This is a genomic window from Flavobacterium sp., assembly GCF_027490375.1.
Classification (GTDB): domain Bacteria; phylum Bacteroidota; class Bacteroidia; order Flavobacteriales; family Flavobacteriaceae; genus Flavobacterium.
In genome coordinates this window covers 1-20,980 of record NZ_JAIXYH010000020.1, presented here as the reverse complement: position 1 = coordinate 20,980, position 20,980 = coordinate 1, and the positions used below count along the sequence as shown (strand labels likewise).

23 protein-coding genes are annotated in these 20,980 nt (G+C 42.2%); 14 read left to right on the top strand and 9 right to left on the bottom strand.

Translation table 11 applies throughout. The annotated features are described in order from the left end of the window. Positions 1-495: 495 nt before the first annotated feature. From Q0064_RS03165 to Q0064_RS03150, 4 genes are read left to right on the top strand one after another with little or no spacing between them, the layout of a single operon-like run. On the top strand, positions 496-1,614 hold the full coding sequence (locus Q0064_RS03165; RefSeq protein WP_298144182.1) for an FAD-dependent oxidoreductase: 1,119 nt from the start codon (positions 496-498) through the stop codon (positions 1,612-1,614). Then, a complete protein-coding gene (mtgA, locus tag Q0064_RS03160; RefSeq protein WP_298144180.1) occupies positions 1,611-2,342 on the top strand; it encodes a monofunctional biosynthetic peptidoglycan transglycosylase in 732 nt (243 codons plus the stop codon). The genes Q0064_RS03165 and mtgA overlap by 4 nt, the downstream gene beginning before the upstream one ends. Further along, a complete protein-coding gene (locus Q0064_RS03155) occupies positions 2,320-3,267 on the top strand; it encodes a lipid A deacylase LpxR family protein (protein ID WP_298144178.1) in 948 nt (315 codons plus the stop codon). The genes mtgA and Q0064_RS03155 overlap by 23 nt, the downstream gene beginning before the upstream one ends. Continuing rightward, a complete protein-coding gene (locus Q0064_RS03150; protein WP_298144175.1) occupies positions 3,267-3,827 on the top strand; it encodes a DNA-3-methyladenine glycosylase I in 561 nt (186 codons plus the stop codon). The genes Q0064_RS03155 and Q0064_RS03150 overlap by 1 nt, the downstream gene beginning before the upstream one ends. Positions 3,828-3,830: 3 nt before the next feature. On the opposite strand, the gene Q0064_RS03145 is transcribed toward Q0064_RS03150, so the two are convergent. Together Q0064_RS03145 and Q0064_RS03140 are read right to left on the bottom strand one after the other, a co-directional pair. Next, entirely contained in the window at positions 3,831-4,730 is a 900-nt protein-coding gene (locus Q0064_RS03145; RefSeq protein WP_298144172.1) for a DMT family transporter, read from the bottom strand. Beyond that, positions 4,730-5,077, bottom strand: a complete 348-nt coding sequence (locus tag Q0064_RS03140) for an ArsC/Spx/MgsR family protein (RefSeq protein ID WP_298144169.1) — start codon at positions 5,075-5,077, stop codon at positions 4,730-4,732. Before Q0064_RS03140 ends, Q0064_RS03145 begins: the two co-directional genes overlap by 1 nt. 197 nt (positions 5,078-5,274) lie before the next feature. Between Q0064_RS03140 and Q0064_RS03135 the strand changes: the two genes are divergently transcribed. After that, entirely contained in the window at positions 5,275-5,730 is a 456-nt protein-coding gene (locus Q0064_RS03135; RefSeq protein ID WP_298144165.1) for a DinB family protein, read from the top strand. On the opposite strand, the gene Q0064_RS03130 is transcribed toward Q0064_RS03135, so the two are convergent. After that, positions 5,711-6,454: a DUF3298 and DUF4163 domain-containing protein gene (locus Q0064_RS03130; protein WP_298144163.1), complete on the bottom strand. Its 744-nt coding sequence runs from the start codon at positions 6,452-6,454 to the stop codon at positions 5,711-5,713. The genes Q0064_RS03135 and Q0064_RS03130 overlap by 20 nt on opposite strands. An 80-nt stretch (positions 6,455-6,534) precedes the next feature. On the opposite strand from Q0064_RS03130, the gene Q0064_RS03125 reads away from it, so the two are divergent. Continuing rightward, positions 6,535-7,677 carry a cystathionine gamma-synthase gene (locus Q0064_RS03125; protein ID WP_298144161.1) on the top strand — a complete coding sequence of 381 codons (1,143 nt, stop codon included), beginning with the start codon at positions 6,535-6,537 and terminating at the stop codon, positions 7,675-7,677. Positions 7,678-8,095: 418 nt separating this feature from the next. Here Q0064_RS03125 and Q0064_RS03120 read toward each other — a convergent pair whose 3' ends face one another. Then, positions 8,096-8,899 (bottom strand): glutamate dehydrogenase, encoded by an 804-nt coding sequence (locus tag Q0064_RS03120; protein ID WP_298144159.1) that lies wholly within the window; start codon positions 8,897-8,899, stop codon positions 8,096-8,098. Positions 8,900-9,139: 240 nt separating this feature from the next. Here Q0064_RS03120 and gdhA point away from each other — a divergent pair, with 240 nt between their 5' ends. Next, positions 9,140-10,483: an NADP-specific glutamate dehydrogenase gene (gene gdhA / locus Q0064_RS03115; protein WP_298144156.1), complete on the top strand. Its 1,344-nt coding sequence runs from the start codon at positions 9,140-9,142 to the stop codon at positions 10,481-10,483. Positions 10,484-10,569: 86 nt separating this feature from the next. Here gdhA and Q0064_RS03110 read toward each other — a convergent pair whose 3' ends face one another. Beyond that, complete coding sequence (locus Q0064_RS03110; RefSeq protein WP_298144152.1) at positions 10,570-11,433, bottom strand: DMT family transporter; 864 nt, start codon at positions 11,431-11,433, stop codon at positions 10,570-10,572. Between the two features lie 97 nt (positions 11,434-11,530). On the opposite strand from Q0064_RS03110, the gene Q0064_RS03105 reads away from it, so the two are divergent. Continuing rightward, on the top strand, positions 11,531-12,091 hold the full coding sequence (locus Q0064_RS03105; RefSeq protein ID WP_298144149.1) for a heavy metal-associated domain-containing protein: 561 nt from the start codon (positions 11,531-11,533) through the stop codon (positions 12,089-12,091). A gap of 503 nt (positions 12,092-12,594) precedes the next feature. Here Q0064_RS03105 and gldD read toward each other — a convergent pair. The 3 genes from gldD to mutY all read right to left on the bottom strand — a co-directional run bounded on the left by gldD (position 12,595) and on the right by mutY (position 14,938). Continuing rightward, positions 12,595-13,230, bottom strand: a complete 636-nt coding sequence (gene gldD / locus Q0064_RS03100) for a gliding motility lipoprotein GldD (protein WP_298144146.1) — start codon at positions 13,228-13,230, stop codon at positions 12,595-12,597. Between the two features lie 9 nt (positions 13,231-13,239). Beyond that, on the bottom strand, positions 13,240-13,644 hold the full coding sequence (ssb, locus tag Q0064_RS03095) for a single-stranded DNA-binding protein (protein WP_298144143.1): 405 nt from the start codon (positions 13,642-13,644) through the stop codon (positions 13,240-13,242). Between the two features lie 247 nt (positions 13,645-13,891). Then, on the bottom strand, positions 13,892-14,938 hold the full coding sequence (gene mutY / locus Q0064_RS03090) for an A/G-specific adenine glycosylase (RefSeq protein WP_298144140.1): 1,047 nt from the start codon (positions 14,936-14,938) through the stop codon (positions 13,892-13,894). A gap of 129 nt (positions 14,939-15,067) precedes the next feature. On the opposite strand from mutY, the gene Q0064_RS03085 reads away from it, so the two are divergent. Together Q0064_RS03085 and Q0064_RS03080 are read left to right on the top strand one after the other, a co-directional pair. Next, complete coding sequence (locus Q0064_RS03085) at positions 15,068-15,358, top strand: HU family DNA-binding protein (protein ID WP_026703531.1); 291 nt, start codon at positions 15,068-15,070, stop codon at positions 15,356-15,358. Positions 15,359-15,610: 252 nt separating this feature from the next. Further along, positions 15,611-17,155, top strand: coding sequence for a ribonuclease E/G (locus Q0064_RS03080; protein ID WP_298144131.1), 1,545 nt, complete (start codon positions 15,611-15,613; stop codon positions 17,153-17,155). Positions 17,156-17,213: 58 nt separating this feature from the next. Here Q0064_RS03080 and Q0064_RS03075 read toward each other — a convergent pair whose 3' ends face one another. Next, complete coding sequence (locus Q0064_RS03075) at positions 17,214-18,353, bottom strand: HAMP domain-containing sensor histidine kinase (RefSeq protein ID WP_298144128.1); 1,140 nt, start codon at positions 18,351-18,353, stop codon at positions 17,214-17,216. 296 nt (positions 18,354-18,649) lie between these two features. Here Q0064_RS03075 and Q0064_RS03070 point away from each other — a divergent pair, with 296 nt between their 5' ends. From Q0064_RS03070 to aat, 4 genes are read left to right on the top strand one after another with little or no spacing between them, the layout of a single operon-like run. Further along, positions 18,650-18,826, top strand: coding sequence for a hypothetical protein (locus tag Q0064_RS03070; RefSeq protein WP_298144126.1), 177 nt, complete (start codon positions 18,650-18,652; stop codon positions 18,824-18,826). A gap of 12 nt (positions 18,827-18,838) precedes the next feature. Beyond that, positions 18,839-19,720: a flavin reductase family protein gene (locus tag Q0064_RS03065; RefSeq protein ID WP_298144123.1), complete on the top strand. Its 882-nt coding sequence runs from the start codon at positions 18,839-18,841 to the stop codon at positions 19,718-19,720. A gap of 17 nt (positions 19,721-19,737) precedes the next feature. Then, complete coding sequence (locus Q0064_RS03060) at positions 19,738-20,172, top strand: DUF3127 domain-containing protein (protein ID WP_298144120.1); 435 nt, start codon at positions 19,738-19,740, stop codon at positions 20,170-20,172. 45 nt (positions 20,173-20,217) lie between these two features. After that, positions 20,218-20,844 (top strand): leucyl/phenylalanyl-tRNA--protein transferase, encoded by a 627-nt coding sequence (aat, locus tag Q0064_RS03055; protein ID WP_298144118.1) that lies wholly within the window; start codon positions 20,218-20,220, stop codon positions 20,842-20,844. The last annotated feature ends 136 nt before the right edge of the window (positions 20,845-20,980 follow it).

Sequence of the window (20,980 nt, the reverse complement as noted above, 5' to 3'; positions counted from 1 at the left end):
ATTGTCACTAAATCGACGTGCGCGCCGCTCCTCTGTAGTCATTTTGAATTGAGCCCTTGTTGCCATTTTTAATCGATATTAAATTAATAAATGTGGTCAACGTATTTCAGGCATTGACAAGACATCGTGACGTTCACCATTTTACGTATCGTTTTGCCCAGCCTAACCCCAAATTCGTTGGTGCCTAAGTTTGTCGATGGCGCATCTTTCACTTTTTTTCACTTTTTTCCCTTCTTTCGCTTCTTTTCATTTTTTCCATTTTTTCCATTTTTCCCTTTCGTAGCATTTCCGCGCGAACGGGTGGAGCGGCATCCTTTGGGCGCTACGGCATTTCCACTACAGTTTTGGCCCAAAGATATAGCGGAACACGTGACGGCTTGCACCTCTGTTGCGCAGCGACGACTCGTTTGCCGGCGCGCCCAAAAAACTAAAAACAAGACTGTGAATTTTACCTAAAAGCGTCGTTGAAAACAAAAGAAGCTTAATTTCGCAACTATGAAGCCGACTTTTAGCTACTGGGAAAAGGAGACGTTTTTGAAGCGCTACGACTATGTAATCGTGGGTTCTGGGATCGTTGGTTTATTTGCTGCGCTGAAGCTCCGAGATGCGCATCCGAACGCATCGATTGCGATACTTGAAAAAGGCATTTTACCCGAAGGCGCAAGCACAAAAAATGCTGGATTTGCCTGCTTTGGCAGCAGTAGCGAATTGCTCGACGACTTAAACACCTCGAACGAAGAAGCTGTTATTGAACTTGTTAGCAAACGAAAAGAAGGCTTAAACCTACTTCGCAAAACTCTGGGCGACAGCGCAATAAACTACGAGCCGTTTGGTGGTTATGAAGTATTTCTTGAAAAAGACGAATCGCTTTTTAACACCTGTTTGATGCGTCTCGACTATCTGAACGAACTGCTACATCCCGTTTTTAAAGGAGCGGTATTCTCAAAAGTTATCGATCGATTTAACTTTTCCAACACTAAAGAATACCTGATTTACAATCAGTTCGAAGGACAATTACACACGGGTAAAATGATGCAGGCGCTCTTGCAAAAAGTGCAGGCAGCAGGCGTAGTTATTTTTACAAAACAAAACGTAACAAATTATCACGAAAGCGGTTCTCACGTTAGTATTTCTACGGACGATTTCGAACTAGAATGCCACAAATTGTTATTCGCCACAAACGCATTTGCATCGCAGTTACTTCCCGTTGCCGTGACACCCGGACGCGCACAAGTTTTGGTAACTAAACCAATACCCAATCTCGACATTAAAGGTTCTTTTCACCTCGATCGGGGCTACTTTTACTTCCGGAACATCGAAAACCGCATTTTATTTGGCGGCGGAAGAAACCTGGCTTTCGAGGGCGAAACAACAACCGATTTCGGCACTACAAACCAAATTCAAAACCAACTAAAAACCTATTTAGAATCGGTAATTTTACCCAATACCCGCTTTGAAATCGACTATTCTTGGAGCGGAATCATGGGCTTAGGCGCAGAAAAGCGTCCGATTGTTCAACAACTAACTGAACGCACCTATTGCGGTGTGCGTCTAGGCGGCATGGGCGTAGCAATTGGCAGCTTAGTAGGAACCGAACTTGCAGCTTTAGTATGAAAAAACAAAACAAAACCACAGCAACGAAATCTACCCAAAAATTACCTTGGCATAAAAAGTTACTTCGGATTTTATGGAAGTCGGCTTTATACTTTTTTGCCATCTCCATCGGATTAGTCATTTTGTTTAAATGGGTTCCAGTGCCATTTACACCACTAATGATTACCCGAGCTTTTGAACAAAATAGCGCAGGAAAAGACATGGTTTGCATGCACGATTGGGTTCCGATTGAAGAGATATCGCCGAACATGCAACGCGCGGTTGTTGCAGCAGAAGACGGCACTTTTAAAACCCATCATGGTTTCGATTTTAGAGCTATGCGAATGGCGTACGAACACAACAAGAAAGGAAAGAAAATTAAAGGTGGTAGCACGATAAGTCAGCAGACAGCAAAAAATGTCTTTCTCTGGCAAGGAAGAAGCTATTTACGCAAAGGCTTAGAAGCTTATTTCACTTTTTTGATTGAACTGATTTGGGGTAAAGAGCGTATTATGGAAGTTTACTTGAACAGCATTGAAATGGGCGATGGCGTTTACGGCGTGCAAGCGGCGTCGAAGTACTGGTACCGCAAAGACGCTTCCAAACTTACCAAACGCGAAGCAGCGGGCATTGCAGCGATACTTCCAAACCCGAGAAAATATACTGCCACCAACTCATCTTCTTATATCGAACGGCGAAAAAGTAGAATCGTAAAACACATGCGCTATGTCGGAAATCTCGATTACTAAATCGCTTCTTACACTTTATTTGACATTTATTTTTGGCGCTGTTTTTGGGCAAGAATCGCGTAACGAAATTGGTTTTGTAACAGAAAACGATTTGTACACGAGTTCGGTATACGATCGATACTACACAAACGGCTTAGAGATTTATTTTATCAAACCCATTTCAGCCCGAAAAGCTGAGAAAAGACTGTTGGGTTTTCGCGCCGGACAATATTTGTATAATCCACAAACGCGAAATGCCGATAATTTATTGGTTAATGATCGTCCGTTTTGTGGTTTACTGTTTGGCGAAGCAAGTATTTCGCGGTACTACAAATCGGAAAACTACTTCAGGACCGAGTTTCAATTGGGTTTTATAGGTCCGAATTCGTTTGGAGAAGAAATGCAAGAAACCTTTCACAAGCTTTTCAATTTTAAAACCGTTCGCGGCTGGCAAAATCAAATTCACAATGCTTTACTAGCACAAATAAACGTATCGCATTATCTGGCATTTCCCGCATTTAAAAGTTCTCAATTTTCACTGGGTTGGCAAAACAAAATTCAAGTCGGCACTGTGATTAATGGCGTTACCTCGGGTTTAAATGCACGTATCGCCATTCATAAATTGCTTCCGATTTACGAAAGTAATTTATACCAAGCCTCGGCGGGAAAGCAAACACAGCCAAAACCTCGTGAACTCTATTTCTTTCTGAATCCAAACTTCAACTATCAATTTTACGACGCTACAATTCAGGGAAGCTTATTTAACGATTCGAGTCCGGTAACGTTCGATTTAATTCCGGTTCGCTTTGTATTTGAAGCGGGATTTAAATACCGATATAACCGTTTCAACGCACATTATACGTTTAATTACCGCAGTCAGGAAGTCGACAATAACGTAAATATGGCTTATTTTTACGGTTCCATCAAATTGGGATATTTGTTTTAATGGAAGCTGAAAAAGAACGTTGTGCTTGGTGTTTAAAGACACCGCTGTATCGCGACTACCACGACTTAGAATGGGGAAAACCCGTTCGCGACGATGCGAAAATGTTTGAATTTCTAATTCTGGAGACCTTTCAAGCCGGTTTAAGTTGGCTTACAATCTTGAATAAACGCGAGCATTTTAGAACTGCTTTTGATCAATTCGATGTGCAAAAAGTAGCCGCATACGAGCACGACAAGATTATGGAACTGCTCGAAAACCCGGCCATTATTCGCAACAAACTAAAAATTTATGCAGCGATAACCAATGCACAGGCTTACATCCGAGTTCAACAAGAGTTTGGTACGTTTTGCAACTACCTTTGGGGTTTTGTTAATCATAAACCTATTGAAAACGAATTTACTTCTTTAAAACAAATTCCGGCAAAAACAGCACTTTCAGATGCCATATCCAAAGATTTAAAAAGGCGTGGATTTAAATTTGTAGGATCAACCACCATTTACGCACATATGCAAGCTACCGGCATGGTAAACGACCATTTGCTGCAATGCGACTTCAGGTAAGTTTTACTTCTTCTTTTTTACGGAAAGCGCTACACCAATAAAAATCAAAGCGCCTGCCAAAAGCTTGTCTGTTGTTAACGCGTCTTTTCCCAAACCAATAGCGAAAATTGCTGCAAATACGGGCTGTAAATAAATGAAAACAGCAACAATAGTTGGTGATAATTTTCGCATGGTAACCAAATTCAATAAGTAGGTAAGATAGGTCGAACCTGCTATAATGAACACAATTTTCCACCAAATTGAAAAATCAAAAGCTGAAAATGGAACTTGCTGAAATTCGTTAAAGCCAAAAGGCAAAACCATCAGAAAACCAATTGTATAAATCCAACCAACAAAAGTGAATGCATTGTATTTATCCATTAACTTTTTCACGATAATCAGATAAAAACCATACGACAGCGCGTTGATGAAAACCAGTAAATTTCCCAAATTTTCGTTACTTCCAACGACAACTGCTTTCTTTCCAACAATTAGTAAAATAGTTCCTGCCAAACCTAAGATAATGCCAACCGATTTCACCAAATTTATACGTTCTTTCAGCAATATGGCCGAAAGTATCATAACAATTAAAGGTGTAGAAACCATAAGTACTGCGGCACTAATTGGTGAGGTGTAACTCAATCCCTTGAAAAAAGTAAGCATATTAAGCGCTACGCCAAAAAACGCAGCCGCAATAACAACGGGAATGTCTGCTTTACTCAGGTTTTCTCTCGGAATCTTACCAAAAAAACGCAATAAGAAAAATGTAATCCAAAACAACAAACAAGCACCTGCGACACGAATGAGTATAAAGCCAAACGGCTGAATATGCGCAGGCATTACATCTTTTGCAATTGTGAATGTAACTCCGTAGATAATCGACACCAATGTGGCGCCCGCTAAAGCCGCAACCCTACTCTGCATCAGGTCAGTTTATTTACCATTGCTGCAACCGTTGAGCTGCTGTTTCCGATATAAATATGCGAATCGATTACCAAAATCGGACGCGCTAAATAACTGTAATGAGTTACTAATAGCTGTTCGCTTTGTGCTTCGGTAAGATCTTTCGAACTTATCCCTGAAATCTTGAATTGTTGCGATCGTTTGTTAATAAGCGCTGTAAAACTACCCGCGAGCGCAGCCAGTTGCCGAACCTCTTCCAGACTTAGCGGACTTACCTTTACATCTCTGAAATTCAAATCTTTATGCTTGGGCAACAGCTGCATGATGCGTTTACAAGTGCTGCAAGTCGACAGATACAAAAACTCCATTTCTTTTTTGGGTAAAATTACGGATAAGAAACCGGATGCTAGATCAAAACATGCCGAATTTCGCGGTAATAAAAGGCTACAGAATCACAATTGTGAAAATCGAAAATCGGAAAATGACTAGAAATGCGATTAAAAATCAGTCAATTTGAACCAAAATATATACTTTTAACAATTATCTTCTACCTGATTTAAGACTTATGACCGATTTAGAACTCACGCTAGGAAACCGCAAAGTTTTGTATTCGTACTTGGTAAACTACACTGCGGAAGAACTCAACACTATTCCGCCGGGACAGTCAAACAACTTGATATGGAACATCGGTCATACCCTAGTTATTCAACAACTATTGGTCTACCAATTGTCTGGAAATAAATTACTTATTCCCTCAGAAATGGTTGGTTTATACAACAAAGGCACTGTTCCTACGGGCACAACTAGTGAAGCAGAAATCGAAACGATTAAATCGCTTGTGTGTAGCACCATCGAACAAACCAGCGCCGATTTACACGCGGGAAAATTCAGTAATTACATGCCGTATCAAACCCTATTAGGAATTCCGCTCGAAAAAGTAGAAGACGCGATTAAATTCAACAACTTCCACGAAGCTTTGCATTTGGCTTTCTGCTTGAAAATCAAAAAGGGATTGCGATAAACGGTTTGGCTTCTTCGTAGGAAATCAGAACTTCCTGCGGACCTTGCGCATACGAAGCAATTTCGTAAACGTTGTAATACAATAACAATCCGTCTTTTGTGAAGAAATACGTTTGCGGAAGCTGAAACTTTTCGGTTTCAAACATAAAACCGGCTTCATTTAAAGGAGTTGGATCCGCAATTTTATACACTTTCCGAAAGGCGGTTTCGGCAATTTTTAGAAATTCCGACGGATTAGTAATCAGATCCTTCTCCGAAATGCTCTTGCCACTTCCCGGATCAAACAGCAGCGAGCGTTTTCCCGAGTAGCCGTGTGCACCGCCGGTAAAGGTATAGTGGTCGATTTCCAGATTTAACAACGCATCCGATTCGTAACAAAAACGTCCGGTTATTTTCGCTTCCCAAGCCATCTTATCGCCAGGAAATTCGGCCGATACCTTATGGTACGTACCTATAAAATCGTTGGCAAGCTCTTGGTAATTTTTTGAGGTAAAAGGTGTTTCGCCGTAGTTTATAATCTCTTTCATTACCGATAGGATTTTCCGGTTTATCGAATCGGCAACTATAGGCTTATTCGAAGCAACAGGCAACGAAATTTCCACGCGAGCACCCTTGTTAGCTTCCGCTCCTTTCGAAGCGGCCGAAAACTGCTTTTGCTCAAACTTCAATTCATTGTCGCAAGAAATACAAAGCAGCGCCACCAGCAGCAAAATCAATCGATTCATAACACAGAAATTAAAATCTAAAGTTAAGAGATTTAATTCCGCGAAATAAAAAAATTACCTTTGCTTCGCAATAAAATGTTATGAAATTTAATACCAAAGTAATCCACGGAAATCAGCATCACGACCCAGCAACAGGCGCGGTCATGACGCCTGTTTATCAAACCTCAACTTTTGTTCAAACTTCGCCCGGTAAGCCGGTAAACGAATTCGAATACAGCCGAGCGTCAAATCCAACACGCTCAGCGCTCGAGAACGCTTTGGCAAGCATCGAAAACGGCGTGCGCGGTCTGGCTTTTTCATCAGGCTTAGCAGCAACCGACTGTATTTTACGCGGTTTAAAAGCCGGCGATGAAGTGATTGCATCCGACGATTTATACGGCGGAACGTTCCGACTCTTCTCGCGCATTTACAAAGATTCAGGCATTGTTTTTCACTTCTTGGATTTAAACGAAATTGGTGCCGTTCAGCAGTTAATTAACGATAATACTAAGTTGATTTGGCTCGAAACGCCTACCAATCCGTTGATGAAAATCACCGATATCGAAGCCGTTGCCAAATTAGCCAATGCACGGAAAATCCTATTTGCTGTAGACAATACTTTTGCCACGCCTTATCTTCAAAAACCGCTCGATTTAGGCGCAGACATCGTGATGCATTCCGCAACAAAATACTTGGGCGGACACTCCGATGTTATTGCCGGCGCACTCGTAGTTAAAGACGCCGCCTTAGGAGAACAACTTCACTTTCAGCAATTTGCAACTGGAGCAACCTTAGGACCCATGGATTCGTACTTGGTATTGCGCGGAATCAAAACTCTGCATTTACGCGTTCAAAGGCACAGCGAAAACGGACGAAAAGTTGCCGATTACCTGACGCAACATCCAGCTGTAGCCAATGTGTATTATCCTGGTTTGAAAACACATCCCAATCACGAAATTGCCGCAAAGCAAATGAGCGATTTCGGAGGCATGGTTTCGTTCACGTTTAAATCGGCACAAAAAGCCGATGCGATTAGCTTTCTTGAAAAACTGAAGGTTTTTACGTTGGCCGAGAGCTTGGGCGGCGTTGAATCTTTGGCAAATCATCCCGCTTTAATGACGCACGCATCGATTCCTGAAGAAAAACGCAAAGCCATTGGCATCACCGACGATCTGGTGCGACTAAGCGTAGGCGTTGAAGATATCGACGATTTACTCGCCGATTTAGAGCAAGCATTTCAGTAAGATTTGAGACATTTTTAGGGCGGCAAACGCGCTTTCGCTCAAACCTGAATTTGATTTAAAATTGCAGTCAGAAAACATTTAAATGGTTGAATACAAGTCGCACTTTATATGGGATACTGTAGTATCGCAAATAAATGCAACGAAGTAAGCGACCGTTTAAATGTTTAGCACCAAGGTTTTTAAAATAAATGATATTTTGAAATAAATCGAACCGTTTTACGACGTAGCGATCTGACAAAAATTTTTAATCAAATTCAGGTTAATAGTCCTCGCCCATCCAAACACAAAAAATCCCAACCAAACGGGCTTCTTACAGTCGCCGTTTCGTTGGTTTTTTTGTTATCTGTCTGTGCTGCGGGCTAATCCGCTCTATCGCTGCCGCAAAATCGTTACCGAAATGAGTGTTCAAATTTTTTGCCTAGTCAATGTAATAAATATATCCTACATTGAACCACACCAACCAATCGTTTGCTTTATTTTCTTTGTAAATGTCTGGGTTCGGATTTAAACCATCAACCCAATTACTGAAATAGTATTGAAAACGTAAATCCACCAATAAATCGGATAAGGGTGCCAATTTATAACGCGTTCCGATACTACTCACAACAGACCAAGTGCTCTCTGGATCATTTGAAAAACCGTTTGGCTTTCCATCTGATGGAGTTAAGTATTTTGGGAACGTTGTTTGCTCCAATCCTAATGGTCCGAGCGTTGATTTAGCCGATGGGTTAAAATAATTGTAGTGTGCTCCTAAACTCACAAACGGACCGAAACTTCCTACAGTTGCAGTAAAATCTCGAATACTCCATGGATAATACTCTAGCTGCATTCCCGCTGATATTGTTGACGCCGAGCCATATTGCGCGCGTAGCTGTTGAACACCAAGAGAACCATTGTCGCGATCTACCCATTGCCCAAAGTGCTCTAATTTTGTGTAGCTATAGGAAAGTTCTGTGCGCAATTTAAAGTGATCGTTCCAATACGTTTCGGGTGTATAACAGCTACAGCCCGCCGAGTAGGAAAAGTTCAAATAATGAACAATGCCTATTCCAAAGCCTGTATTCCCCACATTGGTGTCAAAATCGTAGCGCTCGCCGTAATCCGACTGCATGGCAACCGGACCCATGATTAATCCGACCTCGGATGATAAATCAAACTGAGCGACTGAGAGGCTGGGAAAACCTATCGCAAAAAGCAGCGCCAAAAGCGTTTTCTTAAGCATTGGGACGATAATTCTTTCTAATTGTGACAAATATATAAAACAAGCTTCGACTTAGCCAATAAATATGTTAGCATAACTTCAATAAATACGTAAGATTAACACGAACGGATTTGAAAAAGAAGTGCTTCTGCAAAAAGCTTGTGCGCCTTAACGAAAAAATATGATTGTCGTTTTCATTAAAATGTATATTTGTGGCTGCAAACGAAAACGTTTTCTTAAAAGCGAAAAAACTAATTTTTTATGTCAAAAAGCATCGAATCATTTGTTGAATCTGTTGCGAAACGGAATCCAAATGAGCCTGAGTTTTTACAGGCAGTTCACGAAGTTGCGGAAACAGTAATTCCGTTTATTGAACAAAACGAAAAATATCAAAACAAAATGCTGTTAGAACGTATGGTCGAAGCCGAGCGAATCATCCAATTTCGCGTGGTTTGGCAAGACGATCAAGGCAATACTCAAGTAAATCGCGGCTACCGCATTCAAATGAATTCGGCAATCGGCCCGTACAAAGGAGGAATTCGTTTCCATCCATCGGTAAACTTATCCATCCTTAAATTTTTAGCTTTCGAACAAACGTTCAAAAACAGCCTTACTACCCTGCCTATGGGCGGCGGAAAAGGTGGTGCTGATTTCGATCCGAAAGGAAAATCAGACAACGAAATCATGCGTTTTTGTCAAGCGTTCATGACCGAACTCTCTAAGCATATCGGTGCAGATACCGACGTGCCTGCAGGAGATATCGGTGTTGGCGGACGTGAAGTGGGTTACATGTTTGGCCAATACAAACGCCTTCGCAACGAATTTACTGGTGTTTTAACGGGCAAAGGAATTTCTTTCGGCGGTTCGTTAATCCGTCCGGAAGCAACCGGTTACGGCGACGTATATTTCGCGCAAAGCATGTTGCAAACTAAAGGAGAGAGCTTTGCCGGAAAAACCGTAGTAGTTTCAGGTTCTGGAAACGTAGCTCAATACGCTTGTCAGAAGGCAACACAACTCGGCGGAAAAGTAGTTACGCTTTCTGATTCAGGAGGTTACATCTACGACGAAGCAGGTATCGATGCCGAAAAATTGGCTTACGTGATGGAAATCAAAAACGTAAACTACGGCCGTATCAGCGATTACTTAAAGAAATATCCAAATGCAACTTATGTGGCTGGTAAACGCCCGTGGGAAGTGAAATGCGATGTGGCACTACCTTGCGCAACTCAAAACGAACTCAATGAAGCAGAGGCAATAATGTTGGTAGAAAACGGCTGTATTTGCGTAGCCGAAGGTGCTAACATGCCATCAACACCAGAAGCCGTTGCTGTTTTCCAAAAAGCAAAAATTTTGTTTGCTCCAGGTAAAGCTTCGAATGCGGGTGGTGTTGCTACTTCTGGTTTAGAAATGTCGCAAAATTCACTTCGTTTAAGTTGGACTTCCGAAGAAGTAGACGAACGTCTAAAAAATATTATGCTTAACATTCACGCGGCCTGTGTAAAATATGGCTCAGATGGATCCGGTTATGTGGATTACGTTAAAGGCGCGAACATTGCTGGCTTCGTAAAAGTTGCCGATGCGATGCTCGGACAAGGCGTAGTGTAAGCAGATTATTAATTCAAGTTGAAAAAACCTCGATGATGAAATTCGCCGGGGTTTTTTTATTAGTTTCGATCAAAAGTAAGTGATACTCATTGCTTCTTCGCTGCCAAATACACCCCACTCAGAACCACAGCCGCACCCAACAACTGAATAAGCGTTAACGATTCGCCGTCGAACAAACCCCAACAAAAAGCAACTACCGGAATTAAATACGTTACCGAAGTAGCAAATACAGGCGAGGAGATTTGTATCAGTTTAAAGAAAACAATATTGGCCAAACCGGTTCCAACGATGCCTAAAATGGCTACGAAAAAAAGAGCGTTTAGCACACTTTCATCGCTAATGTTTGCATGAATTCCGGTGCAAGCCAAAACTATTGAGGCCGGCACTAACATTACCGCAAAATTCCCTACAGTAATCGTAAACGGTGGAATATCGCTCAAGAATTTATTGATTAAATTTACGTTGATCGCGTAACATATAGATGCTATAACGATGAAGGCTGCAAATCTATAGTCTTGTTCCGGATGGTTCGCGGCACCATTCAAGATCAAAATCAAACTGCCCGACAAACCAATAACTACACCCAGCATTTGCCTGCGCACAAAAGTGGCCCCAAATCCAATTATACCAATAATAAACGTATTAAGTGGTGTAAGCGAATTGAGCACGGCACTAACGGTACTGCTGATGTAAACTTGTGCAGTGGCAAACAAAAATGCGGGAATAAAAGTTCCGAATAAAGAAGTGAGGGCAATGTACTTCCATTTAAACGACGGCACTTTAGCAACTTGATTGGCACCGATTAGCATTAAAAACAAGGCCGCAAAAACAATCCGCGAAGCACCCACTTGTATAGGCGATAAACCCGTTAAACCCTTCTTAATCAGAATAAAAGAACTACCCCAAACTAATGCTAATGCGACTAAAAGAACCCATTTTTGCTGTTTCATAACGGTTTTGCCGGGAATAAAGGCGCAAATTTGGCATTTTTACAACACAATAGTATGTATAGTTTATTATTTTTGTTTCATAATTAAATGATTAGCCATGAAAACTTGGAAGATTGCCATACTTATTTGTGCTATGGCTGCGAGCTTTACCGCTTGTAAAAAAGAAACAGAAACTACTGCAACTGCAACATCAAAAACACTAGCGGCAGGAGAAACGGCAACAGCCAGTTTCAAAATTGAAGGAATGAGTTGCGCAGTAATGTGTGCGTCGAAAATTGAAAAAGAATTACAACAAACGGAAGGTGTAAAAGCGGCAAAAGTTGATTTCGAAAAGAAAACAGCAACCGTAGAATACAACAGTACGCTTGTAACTCCGTCGGAACTCGCTAAGAAAGTCGAAGCGGTAGCCGATGGTAAAACCTACAAAGTAAGCGAGGTAAAATCGAGTACCGACAAAGCATCGCTGTACGAAGAAGAGCCTAAAAAAGCGAAGAAATCGAAAAAATCAAAGAAAGCGGCTAAAGAAGAAGCGGCTAAAGCCGAAACTGCTGCTCCAGCGGCATCTTGCTCTAGCGAAGCTGCTAAAACCACTTCAAAACCAGGTGGCTGTTGCGCTTCGAAAAAGAAAAGCTGTAGCTCTGAAAGCGGAACTTTGTAACAGAAACACTTTTACTAATAGAGAAGGTCGCTACATGCGGCCTTTTTTATTTCTACCAACTTAATTTTTTTGGGCACATCCCGCCGCTTAATGCAGTGGAATTTCGGTTTGCGGCGGGTCGGGCTTTACACTGCAAGTCTTACCAAGCACAAGCGTTTCAGCCAAATTGCGCTGCGGCTTCTGCTAGTCGCCGCGCCACAATAGGCTTCAATCGCTTTTGCTTGGCACGGCTTTTCGTTTCAATCCCTTGTGCAAGAACGTTACCCAAAAGATGTACCTTCACAAAAACCAAACGTTTTTTACGCACATTTTCGGTAACGATTTTCGCAGCCGCGGTTGCAGCGGAAAACCCGGAGCAAAAAATAAAATGACGAAAAAACCAACGAAAAGGCGCCCAACGGAAGCACAATTGGTTGGCATTTTTTGGCTTTACTTTTTGTGAGTCCCGATAGCAATCGGGATGAAGCGAAAAACGCGAATTGCTGCCCAAAAAAAAGAACAGTCTACAATTGTGTTTTCTTCTCGGCTGGCAAAGCTACTTTCGGCGATGCTGCCTCGACACCGCGTTCCCAGCGAAGTGTTTCGAGCAAGCGACGCATATCGTTTTTTACATAAGCTGCAGCCGGAAGAAGCGAGTCGAAATTGGGTTTGGCGTAAAAATACACCGAGCCGTCTATGAAATGGCGCAAGCTGTCGGTTGCATAAAACTGTCCGTTTGTTGCCGCATTTCCGTTCACTTCATAAAACATCCCATAAACCTTGTCGTTGTTATTAAGAAAAGGTTGTTCGGTAATGTCGTCGGCTTTAATGACGTGTTTATAAGTTAGTTTTTGCGCATCGCGAAGCAACAGATCGATATTATTAGAAACCGATTTATAGCTTAAATAAATCGTTGCTTTCATTTTTGGGTAATTAATTTCGAGTCCGCAATCCGAAGTAACTTTAACCACAGCCTCCGAGTTGATGTCGAACGTATACGGACAAGGACCAACGTAAGGTTTGTACTTGGGAAAAGTATAATCGAGCCGCAATTGCGCTTCGGGCTTTGGCAGTACTTCGTCTTTACAGGAATACAAGCATGCCACGGCAACAAGTGCAAGCCAAAGTTTGTTGCGAAACGTACGAGAAAAGACGTTCATAGCGGTAAATTAAGGCATTTCGGCATCAGACATTCCGTAGTGTGCATCGCCCGATTTGTTGTGATCGTTATCTTTTTTGACACTTAAGAACGTAAATTCGGTTACTTGAATTTCGGTAGTGTACTTGGTAGAGCCGTCTTCCGCCTGCCACTGACGCGACTTTATCCGACCTTCTACGTAAATTTTATCGCCTTTTGAAAGGTATTTTTCGCAGATTTCGGCAGCTTTGTTTCGAACAACCAAATTGTGCCATTCTGTAGAGGTGAGTTTTTCTCCGGTGGTTTTATTAACGTACACTTCGTTGGTAGCCAGCGGAAAGCGTCCGATACAATTTCCACCATCGAAGTAGTGCATTTTTACGTCGTCTCCTAAATGACCGATTAACATGACTTTATTGAGCGTTCCGTTATTCATTTTTTATGGCTTTTAAATCTGAAAATTTGGGTTTGTTTAAAATTAGAGCTTCGAGTGTTACCCATTTGATCATTGCAGACCTCAGTTACTTCAACGTATCCGAAAACGCTATGCTCAACATATCAACGACTAATTACACAGTTGGATTATTTTCGAAATAAAATATCTCTAAAGAAATCTGCACCATCATTGGCCATTTCAATGTAATCTGACCTCAATTTTAAATCAAACTCAGCTTCAAATGTAATCATTTTTCTGCTCGCGAAATTTCTGCGACTGTAAAATTGTGCAGGGCTATCGGCATCGGATAAGCGACAACGCTATTAAGCGGCACAGCAACAGGTAGGTCGCCATCGATTTCAAGCTTCCAGAAACAAAGTTCAATGATTTGATGCGACAATTTATGGCTTGCTCGCACCGGAAAAGCATCGATGCGATTCACAACGGCAGCAGGCATGAGTTTGTTCACGGCAGCCACTGCGGCTTCGGCATCAATTTCGGCTTCAGTTTCGAGTAGCGGAAATTCGTAGAGCTTTTGCCAAATGTCGTTTTGCAAGCGTTGTTGCAGTGCGATTTCACCTTTAGCATTCGCGGTTACAAAATAATTGAAGTAGCGTTTTCGCGCCTTTTTGGCTTTTGATTTTACGGGCAGTTCGCTTACGCGCTGATTTTGATAAGCAAAACACGAACTCGAAAACGGACAGGTATGGCAAGACGGATTTCTAGGCACGCACTGCAAAGCGCCGAATTCCATCAGCGCTTGATTATACAGATCGGGTGTTTTAACGCTAAGTAACGATTGTGCTTTTTCGGTGAAAATCGACTTCGCTTCGGATTTAGCAATATCGACATCGATACCATAAATGCGAGAAAGTACGCGGTATACATTTCCATCGACCACAGCAACAGCTTCGCGGAATGCAAAGGAAGCAATGGCGGCGGCTGTGTATGGACCGATACCTTTTAATTTAATAAGCTCTTTATAAGAAGTAGGAAACACTCCTTGATGATGTTCGACGACTTGCTTTGCGGTGGCGTGCATGTTCCGAGCGCGAGAATAGTAGCCCAAACCTTGCCACAATCTCAAAATTTTGTCTTCAGCTGCATTAGCCAGATCGGTAACGGTCGGAAAGGCATCGACAAAGGCAAAATAATAGGGTAAAGCTTGTGCCACGCGCGTTTGTTGCAGCATTATTTCCGACAACCAAATCAGGTACGGATTAGTGGTAGAACGCCAAGGTAAATCGCGTTTGTTGTCTAAATACCACGCTATGAGAATCTTAGAAAAGTTCATATTTGTTAAGGTGCTCCCAAAATTAATCGTTTATGTAGTTAAAATTTAATGTTTTAGCTTGATATATTGTTTTTTATTATCGTATATTTGCAACCTCAAAAAAATTAATTCTCAATTAAAAGAAAGAAAATGACGAAAGCAGATATCGTAGCTAAAATTTCTGAGAAACTTGGTCTTGAAAAAGGCGATGTTCAAGCTACTGTGGAAACGTTTATGGAAGAGGTGAAAACTTCATTAGAAACTGGTGATAATGTGTATTTGAGAGGCTTTGGAAGTTTCATCATCAAAACAAGAGCAGAGAAAACCGGAAGAAACATTTCTAAGAACACTACAATTAAAATTCCGGCTCACAACATTCCTGCCTTCAAGCCTGCCAAAGTATTTGTTGAGGGTGTTAAAACCAACAACGAGGCTAAATAACCAATATTAATCACTAATACACCAACTATGCCAAGTGGTAAAAAAAGAAAAAGACATAAGGTAGCTACACACAAAAGAAAAAAGAGAGCGAGAGCTAACCGCCACAAAAAGAAAAAGTAGTTCAACACTACTTTTTCTTTTTTTACGTTCATTGACATCGCGAGCCAACCTAGTTAGCTCCAACCGAAAATTAGCATTGTTTAACAATTGGGCAAATACGAGCTTGTCTCGTGCCCACAACCATACACAAAAGTGAACAAAGAACTCATCATCAGATCTAATCCTGATGCTGTTGATTTTGCCTTACTTAAAGACGGAAAACTAATTGAGTTACACAAACAAGAAGAAAAAAGCAACTTTCAGGTTGGCGATATTTTTATAGCTAAAATTCGCAAACCGGTTGCCGGTTTAAATGCGGCTTTCGTAAACGTAGGTTTCGAAAAAGACGCTTTCTTGCACTACCACGATTTAGGTCCAAACCTAAATTCGCAACTCAAATTTCTGAAATCGCTTACCACCGGAAAAGCTAAAGATTACACGCTAAAGAACTTTCAATTTGAAAAAGAAATTGATAAAAATGGTGCCATCACCGACGTTCTCAGCGCTAATCAATCCGTTTTGGTACAAGTCGTCAAAGAACCTATATCGACCAAAGGACCGCGCATCAGCAGCGAACTCTCCTTAGCCGGTCGGTTTATTGTTCTCGTTCCTTTCTCTGACCGCGTTTCTATATCGCAAAAAATCGAATCAAGAGAAGAGAAAGAGCGTCTTAAACGATTGGTTTCCTCTATTCGTCCGAAAGGATTTGGAGTTATTGTTCGCACAGTAGCCGAAGGCAAACAAACAACAGAACTTGAAAAAGATCTACAAACATTACTCGACAGGTGGTCGGGAATGTGTAAAAAATTACCAACTGCTCATCATCCATCGAAAGTCCTCGGAGAGTTGAATCGCGCCTCTAGCATTCTCAGAGACGTATTTAACGATACCTTTAGCGGCATTCATGTCGACGACGAAGAGTTGTACCATCAAACGCGCGACTATCTCCAAGAGATCGCTCCCGCAAAACAATCTATTGTTAAACTTTATCAATCTAAAAATTTGCCCATATTCGAGAAATATCACATCGAAAGACAAATAAAAACCTCTTTCGGAAAAACCGTCTCGATGAGCAAAGGTGCTTATTTGATTATCGAGCATACGGAAGCTTTACACGTAATCGACGTGAACAGCGGAAACCGCAGTAACAAAGCCAACAACCAAGAAGAAACTGCCTTGGAAGTAAACCTCATCGCAGCTGCAGAAATCGCACGCCAATTGCGACTGCGCGATATGGGAGGCATTATTGTGGTCGACTTCATCGATATGTCGAATCCGGATAACCGTAAAGTGTTATTCGACTTCCTGAGGGAAGAAATGAGCGACGATAAAGCCAAACACAAAATTTTACCGCCGAGCAAATTCGGACTCGTACAAATTACGCGTCAACGCGTTCGACCAGAGGTAAACATCAAAACACGAGAGGAAGATCCAAACAACGAAAACGGTGAAATCGAAGCGCCTATTTCTATCATTACCAAAATAGAAAGCGACCTCGACCGACTTATCGGTACACACCGCGGACTCGTACTTAACGTACATCCATTCGTAGCTGCGTATCTTTCTAAAGGCATGCCATCGCCACGTGTGCGCTGGGCCTTGAAATACAAAAAGTGGGTAAAAATCATCCCTAGAGATGCCTATACCTTTTTAGAATACCATTTCTTTGACCGCGAAGGCAACGAAATTTTAGAATAAACAAAAACCCCGATTTCGCTAAGAAGTCGGGGTTTTTTTATGGTTTGATTTTCCTGCGCTACAAACTCACCTCAATCGTAGTTCCTTTGCCAATTTCCGAGCGCGTTACCGCAATTTTTCCTTTGTGATATTCCTCCACAATCCGTTTCGTAAGCGATAATCCCAAGCCCCAACCGCGCTTCTTCGTCGTAAAACCCGGTTCGAAAATGCGTTTAAACTGATGTTTGGCAATGCCTTTTCCGGTATCCGATACAAAAATCCGCACCTGTTTGCCGTCGTCGGTAATCGTTAAATCAATCGCTCCCCTTCCGCGCATCGCATCAATGGAGTTTTTAACCAAATTCTCTATCGTCCAGCTGTGCAAAACCGGATTTAAATTCCGATATATCGGATACGTTGGCGCGTTAAACGTAAAACTAACCTGACCCGCAAAACGCGATTTCAAATACGCGTACGACTTCTCCGTTTCAGCCACCAAATCAAGCGATTCTAACACGGGTTCCGAACCAATTTTCGAAAATCGATCGGCTATGGTTTGCAAGCGAGCCACATCTTTTTCAATTTCTTGTACGGTCGACTCTTCTACGTGCTCACTGCGCAAAATTTCAATCCATCCCAATAAACTCGACAAAGGCGTGCCAATCTGATGCGCCGTTTCCTTGGCCATTCCTGCCCAAAGTTTATTCTCACTTCCAATTTTTACGCTGCGGTAATAGTTGTAAATCAACGCAATAAACAAAAAGATAATCAGCAAAAGTGCTATCGGAAAATACTTCAACGAGTTCAAAAGCTCCGAGTTACCGTAGTACAAATACTGTTTGCTTCCGGTGCTCGCCATCAAAATCGGTTCGTTTTCCTTTTTCAGTCGAGCCAGCGTACGCTTCATATACACACTGTCGTTTGCTAGCTGTTCGCTAAGGTTTGCGGTGTTCAAAATCCGACCTTTACTGTCGGTTACAATTACGGGTATGGTTTTGTTGTTGCTAATAATTTGCAGCGGCAGCTCAATTTCATCGTTCAGCAAATCGGCCTTGTCAATCGTCTTCATACTCTCCGCTAATACGGTCATTTTCAGGCGTTCTTCGTTCTTAAAAACCTGAAAAAAGCGGTACGTATTCCACAAAATAAGCAGGATTATAGCAAACGAAGTTGCCAAGATAATCCACCGCGCCGATTGTGGTTTCTGAGAAAATTTCATGCAAACAATTTGAGATTTAAAAGTACGCTATTTTTTCAATTTTTGGGCGTTGCGCTCCCCTTGCTCAGTCCGCCCGAGCGCCGCGCTATCCGCTGCAATGCCCTTTGCCCGCGGTTGCGCTTGTAGTATTTGCGTGGGCTCTCGCTGTCGCCGCCGCAATAAACAACCGCCAAACCGCAGGCTTCAGCGCATTTCCGCTCCTATCGCTAACGCGGAACAATCGTTACCGAAAAAACGTTATACAATTCGTTTGCAAAATGTGGTGAAATTCCTTAAAAAATTTTGATTTTTACTGAATGATTTACAGTATTTTATATCGAGGTAATATTGCAATATTACAAATCAATAAATACAAAGCCCTACCTTCAATTAAAACCGCACAAAATCTAAAACCACCAAACGCCCAAATCCAAAAATTGATTTTAAAAAAAATTAAAATTCAAACAGCTTTTCGTGCAGTGATGTACATTTGAAAAAAATCTCAAATGCCATCTTTCGAAACCAATATTTTATCGGCTGCACAAATTCAAGGATACTTGCAAGCTGCTGTAGGTCCGCGACCCATAGCATTAGCCAGCACTTTGTCGGCAACGGGTGTTCCTAATTTGTCGCCGTTTAGTTTTTTCAACGTTTTTAGTTCCAATCCGCCGATACTTATTTTCTCGCCGGCGCGTCGTGTTCGCGATAATACCACAAAACACACGCTCGAAAACAGCTTGGCCACGCGCGAAGTAGTAATTAACGTCGTGAATTTCGATATGGTCGAACAAGTTTCATTGTCCAGTACCGAGTATCCCGACGGTGTAAACGAATTCGAAAAAGCGGGTTTAACGGCAGTGGCGTCAGATCTGGTAAAACCGTTTCGCGTAGCCGAAAGTCCGGTGCAATTTGAGTGCAAAATCAACGACATTATTGCGTTGGGCGAAAACGGTGGTGCCGGAAATTTGGTGATTTGCGAAGTCTTGAAAATTCATGTTTCCGACGATGTTCTAGACGATAAAGGTGCCATCGATCAGCATAAAATCGATTTGGTTTCACGTTTGGGCGGCAATTGGTACGGCCGTTCGAATACGGGCTTGTTCGAAATTCCGAAACCGCTAACTACTTTGGGTATTGGTGTTGATAATATCCCCAAATTCATACGCGATAGTGCGCTGTTTACCGGAAACGATTTAGGTAGGTTAGGAAACGTAGAACAGTTGCCTACCGAAGCAGAAATTGATACATTTGTAAAAAGCAATTTTGCAGCAAAAGCCGCATTAAGCACCGCCGACGAGCACAAAATTCAAGAACAAGCCCTTGAATACCTGCGTTCGGGAGCCGTATTAGATGCCTGGAAACTATTGCTAGCACCGCGTATTAACTAATTTAAAAGCCAAAAAACATGGAAGTATCCGGAATCATCAAAGTAATCAACCCAGAACAACGCGTAAGTGATAGCTTTAGAAAACGCGAATTGGTAGTAACCACACAAGAGCAATATCCACAATACATCAGCATCAATTTTGTACAAGACAAATGCGACTTGCTGAACAATTTTCAAGTAGGCGAAGAAGTTCGCGTATCGATAAATTTACGCGGTCGCGAGTGGAGAAGTCCACAAGGCGAAATAAAATATTTTAACGACATTCAAGGATGGCGTATCGAGCGCGGCGCACAAGTGGCTCAACAAGCACCACCGGCGTATCAGCAAGCAGCTCCATCGGGTTACCAGCAACCGCAACATCCGGCAGCCAACCAATTTGCGGCGCCAACCGGACCGTTTCCGCCCGCCGACAGCTACAACACCGACGCCGATTCGGACGATTTACCGTTCTAAAAAACAACAACAACAAATTAATAAGGTGCGAAAGCGCCTTTTTTTATGCACTTCCTCACTTCAGCACTCGAGTTTCCGCCAACTGCTGCTGCCAACAGACACGGTTTGTTGGCTATTGGCGCCGATTTATCACCCGAACGCTTGCAACTAGCTTACCAATCGGGCATTTTTCCGTGGTTTAATCCGGATGAGCCTATTTTATGGTGGTCGCCTGCACAACGCGCCGTGATTTTTAGAGACGAAATAAAAGTGCGTAAAAGCATGCGCAACGTATTTAACCGGCAAATGTTTACGATTACCTACAACCGAGCGTTTGAAGCGGTAATTGAAAATTGTGCAGCCATACCGCGCAAAGGTCAAATAGATACTTGGATTACACCCGAAATGAAACGCGCCTACTTGCATTTACACGAATTAGGCGTGGCACTTTCGGTTGAAGTTTGGCAAGACAACCATTTAGTTGGCGGCTTATACGGCATCGTGCAAAAGCGGATATTTTGTGGCGAAAGTATGTTTTCGAAAGTAAGCAACGCCTCGAAAGCGGCACTTATACAATTGATTCGCGATTTTTCGCAATTTGAACTCATCGATTGCCAAATCATGAACCCGCATTTGGAAAGTTTGGGTGCGCGATTGATTCCGCGAAAGGAATTTGAAACGTTTTTGAGGTAACGAAAGCCGTTCATACTTTTTCGAGTTAGCGACAGCAGCGGTTATAAACCAAAGTTTGCGCGTTGCGGGCTGTGATTTTGGCGAGCGACCAACGGAAGCTACGCCAAAACGCTAGCGCACAAGAAGCAAACGAGGT

Coding starts and splice junctions, on each gene's coding strand:
- Q0064_RS03165 (WP_298144182.1), top strand. CDS start 496: ATGAAGCCGACTTTTAGCTACTGGGAAAAGGAGACGTTTTTGAAGCGC.
- mtgA (WP_298144180.1), top strand. CDS start 1,611: ATGAAAAAACAAAACAAAACCACAGCAACGAAATCTACCCAAAAATTA.
- Q0064_RS03155 (WP_298144178.1), top strand. CDS start 2,320: ATGTCGGAAATCTCGATTACTAAATCGCTTCTTACACTTTATTTGACA.
- Q0064_RS03150 (WP_298144175.1), top strand. CDS start 3,267: ATGGAAGCTGAAAAAGAACGTTGTGCTTGGTGTTTAAAGACACCGCTG.
- Q0064_RS03145 (WP_298144172.1), bottom strand. CDS start 4,730: ATGCAGAGTAGGGTTGCGGCTTTAGCGGGCGCCACATTGGTGTCGATT.
- Q0064_RS03140 (WP_298144169.1), bottom strand. CDS start 5,077: ATGGAGTTTTTGTATCTGTCGACTTGCAGCACTTGTAAACGCATCATG.
- Q0064_RS03135 (WP_298144165.1), top strand. CDS start 5,275: ATGACCGATTTAGAACTCACGCTAGGAAACCGCAAAGTTTTGTATTCG.
- Q0064_RS03130 (WP_298144163.1), bottom strand. CDS start 6,454: ATGAATCGATTGATTTTGCTGCTGGTGGCGCTGCTTTGTATTTCTTGC.
- Q0064_RS03125 (WP_298144161.1), top strand. CDS start 6,535: ATGAAATTTAATACCAAAGTAATCCACGGAAATCAGCATCACGACCCA.
- Q0064_RS03120 (WP_298144159.1), bottom strand. CDS start 8,899: ATGCTTAAGAAAACGCTTTTGGCGCTGCTTTTTGCGATAGGTTTTCCC.
- gdhA (WP_298144156.1), top strand. CDS start 9,140: ATGTCAAAAAGCATCGAATCATTTGTTGAATCTGTTGCGAAACGGAAT.
- Q0064_RS03110 (WP_298144152.1), bottom strand. CDS start 11,433: ATGAAACAGCAAAAATGGGTTCTTTTAGTCGCATTAGCATTAGTTTGG.
- Q0064_RS03105 (WP_298144149.1), top strand. CDS start 11,531: ATGAAAACTTGGAAGATTGCCATACTTATTTGTGCTATGGCTGCGAGC.
- gldD (WP_298144146.1), bottom strand. CDS start 13,230: ATGAACGTCTTTTCTCGTACGTTTCGCAACAAACTTTGGCTTGCACTT.
- ssb (WP_298144143.1), bottom strand. CDS start 13,644: ATGAATAACGGAACGCTCAATAAAGTCATGTTAATCGGTCATTTAGGA.
- mutY (WP_298144140.1), bottom strand. CDS start 14,938: ATGAACTTTTCTAAGATTCTCATAGCGTGGTATTTAGACAACAAACGC.
- Q0064_RS03085 (WP_026703531.1), top strand. CDS start 15,068: ATGACGAAAGCAGATATCGTAGCTAAAATTTCTGAGAAACTTGGTCTT.
- Q0064_RS03075 (WP_298144128.1), bottom strand. CDS start 18,353: ATGAAATTTTCTCAGAAACCACAATCGGCGCGGTGGATTATCTTGGCA.
- Q0064_RS03070 (WP_298144126.1), top strand. CDS start 18,650: ATGATTTACAGTATTTTATATCGAGGTAATATTGCAATATTACAAATC.
- Q0064_RS03065 (WP_298144123.1), top strand. CDS start 18,839: ATGCCATCTTTCGAAACCAATATTTTATCGGCTGCACAAATTCAAGGA.
- Q0064_RS03060 (WP_298144120.1), top strand. CDS start 19,738: ATGGAAGTATCCGGAATCATCAAAGTAATCAACCCAGAACAACGCGTA.
- aat (WP_298144118.1), top strand. CDS start 20,218: ATGCACTTCCTCACTTCAGCACTCGAGTTTCCGCCAACTGCTGCTGCC.